This window comes from Mycobacterium sp. (assembly GCF_049278535.1).
Taxonomy (GTDB): domain Bacteria; phylum Actinomycetota; class Actinomycetes; order Mycobacteriales; family Mycobacteriaceae; genus Mycobacterium.
In genome coordinates this window covers 1-2,859 of the sequence record NZ_JBAPMI010000052.1, presented here as the reverse complement: position 1 = coordinate 2,859, position 2,859 = coordinate 1, and the positions used below count along the sequence as shown (strand labels likewise).

Genomic DNA, 2,859 nt, shown 5'->3' with positions numbered 1-2,859 from the left:
GGTCTAGCGGTCGGAACGGGCCCGGAGCATCGAGGTGATGCTCCGCACCCGAGTAGTAAAGGAAATATCGAGAAATGCCACAGGGAACTGTGAAGTGGTTCAACGCGGAAAAGGGATTCGGCTTCATCGCCCCCGAAGACGGTTCGGCCGACGTGTTCGTCCACTACACGGAGATCCAGGGAAGCGGCTTCCGCACCCTCGAGGAAAACCAGCGAGTCGAGTTCGAGGTCGGGCAGAGCCCCAAGGGTCCCCAGGCCACCGGCGTCCGCGCCGTCTGAGCAGCTGTTAACGACAACCCCCCGCACGGTCGGCGAATCGCCGGGTTTGTTCGGGGGGTTTTCGCTGCTTGCTGATCCTGCTTCTTCGCCGCTCCGCGCGCGATCGCGTGCATCGCCGTCCCGGCGCTTACTGTCGTTGACGTGAGCCAGCTTTCCTTCTTCTCGGCTGAGTCGGTGCCGCCTGCGGTCAGCGACCTCACCGGGGTGCTGGCGGCCGCAGGCCAGATTGTGACGGTCGGCGGAGGGGCCCGGCTGTCGGTGGTCGTCGACCAGGCGTGGCGCGCGCAGGCGCTCGGCCAGATGATCGACGAGGCCGGTCTGACGGCCGAAATCACCGTCACCGACGAGAACACGCCGCTGGTACGGACCGCGGTCGACGCCGGCTTGCGCCCGATCGCCGTCGAGTGGACGCGTGGCGCGGTGAAGACCGTCCCGCCGCTGTGGTTGCCCGGGCCGCGCGAGCTGCGAGCGTGGATTCTGGCCGCCGGTGTCCCGGACGCCGATCGCTATCTCCTGGGACTGGACCCGCACGCGCCCGACACCCATTCGCCGTTGGCGTCGGCGCTGATGCGAGTCGGAATAGCACCGACCCTGATTGGTACCCGCGGCGCCCGGCCGGCGCTGCGGATCAGCGGCCGTCGCCGGCTATCGCGCCTGGTAGAGAACGTTGGGGAACCCCCTGAGGTCGCCGAGGCGTTGCCCTTCTGGCCGCGCGTCTAGCCATAATTGGGCGGCCGGTGAACGGGGGGTCGGTTTGCGTCGGTCCATCGCGAATGCCACATTGTCAGGTGTCTACAGGGCCGAATGGCGCCGCAGACGCGACGGCGGCCGGTCGCGGAACTTCTTTCCGCGAGGCCCGCTCGGAGCAAAGAAGTAAAGGAAAGCGAGCGTAAATAGAGGTGGCTGAAGGCGACCGTGCTGGCCGCGGGAATGGCGCGACGCGACGACTCGTCATTGTCGAGTCGCCGACCAAGGCACGTAAATTAGCCGGCTACCTGGGCTCCAACTACATCGTCGAGTCCTCCCGGGGCCACATCCGCGACCTGCCGCGGGCGGCGGCCGACGTGCCCGCGAAGTACAAGTCGCAGCCGTGGGCCCGGCTCGGGGTCAACGTCGACGAGGACTTCGAGCCGCTCTACATCATCAGCCCGGACAAGAAGAGCACGGTCACCGAACTCAAAGGCCTGCTCAAAGATGTCGACGAGCTTTATCTCGCCACGGATGGTGACCGCGAGGGCGAGGCGATCGCCTGGCACCTGCTGGAGACGCTGAAACCGCGCATTCCGATCAAGCGGATGGTTTTCCACGAGATCACCGAGCAGGCGATCCTGGAAGCCGCCGAGAACCCGCGCGACCTGGACATCGACCTGGTCGACGCCCAGGAAACCCGCCGCATCCTGGACCGGCTGTATGGCTACGAGGTCAGCCCGGTGCTCTGGAAGAAGGTGGCGCCCAAGCTGTCGGCGGGCCGGGTCCAGTCGGTGGCGACCCGCATCATCGTGCAGCGTGAACGCGACCGCATGGCGTTCCGCAGCGCCGCCTACTGGGACGTGGTGGCCGAGCTGGACGCCAGCGTGTCCGACCCCAAGGCGCAGCCGGCGCGCTTCATTGCCCGGCTGACCAACGTCGATGGTCTGCGGGTGGCGACCGGCCGCGACTTCGACTCGCTGGGCACACTGCGCAAGCCCGACGAGGTCGTGGTGCTCGACGAGTCCAGCGCCGGAGCGCTGGCCACCGGCCTGCACGGATCCCAGCTGACCGTTGGGTCGGTGGAGGAAAAGCCTTATACCCGGCGCCCGTATCCGCCGTTCATGACCTCGACGCTGCAGCAGGAGGCTGGCCGTAAGCTGCGGTTCTCCGCCGAGCGCACGATGAGCATCGCCCAGCGGCTCTACGAGAACGGCTACATCACTTATATGCGTACCGACTCGACGACGCTGTCGCAGTCGGCGATCAACGCGGCCCGCAACCAGGCCCGTCAGCTCTACGGCGAGGAGTACGTCTACCCGTCGGCGCGCCAGTACAACCGCAAGGTGAAAAACGCCCAGGAGGCCCACGAGGCGATCCGGCCGGCGGGTGAAACCTTCGCCACGCCCGACGCGGTGCGCCGCGAGCTCGACGGCGACGACTTCCGGCTCTACGAGCTGATCTGGCAGCGCACGGTGGCCTCGCAGATGGCCGATGCCCGCGGGACCACCCTCAGCCTGCGGATCAACGGCGAATCCGATGGTCGCCAGGTCGTGTTCTCGGCCAGCGGCCGTACCATCACCTTCGCCGGATTCCTGAAGGCCTACGTCGAGACCGTCGACGAGCTGGCCGGCGGCGAGGCCGACGACGCCGAAAGCCGACTCCCGCAGCTGACCCAGGGACAGCGGGTGGACGCCACCGGGCTGACCCCCGACGGGCACTCCACGAACCCGCCGGCCCGCTATACCGAGGCGTCGCTGATCAAGGCTCTCGAAGAGCTGGGCATTGGCCGGCCGTCGACGTATTCATCGATCATCAAGACCATCCAGGACCGCGGTTACGTGCACAAGAAGGGCAGCGCGCTGGTGCCGTCCTGGGTCGCGTTCGCCGTCAC

General features: G+C 67.2%; 3 protein-coding genes. All 3 read left to right on the top strand.

The window, feature by feature from the left end; all coding sequences use genetic code 11:
• Positions 1-74: 74 nt before the first annotated feature.
• Entirely contained in the window at positions 75-278 is a 204-nt protein-coding gene (locus WAO18_RS03065; RefSeq protein WP_005138711.1) for a cold-shock protein, read from the top strand.
• A gap of 141 nt (positions 279-419) precedes the next feature.
• Positions 420-998, top strand: coding sequence for a hypothetical protein (locus WAO18_RS03060; protein WP_422203779.1), 579 nt, complete (start codon positions 420-422; stop codon positions 996-998).
• A gap of 179 nt (positions 999-1,177) precedes the next feature.
• Positions 1,178-2,859 (top strand): type I DNA topoisomerase (gene topA / locus WAO18_RS03055; RefSeq protein WP_422203778.1); only part of this gene is annotated, 1,682 nt, incomplete at its 3' end.

What these genes read in the sequence shown, in the direction of transcription:
- WAO18_RS03065 (WP_005138711.1), top strand. Translation starts at nt 75, where the DNA reads ATGCCACAGGGAACTGTGAAGTGGTTCAACGCGGAAAAGGGATTCGGC.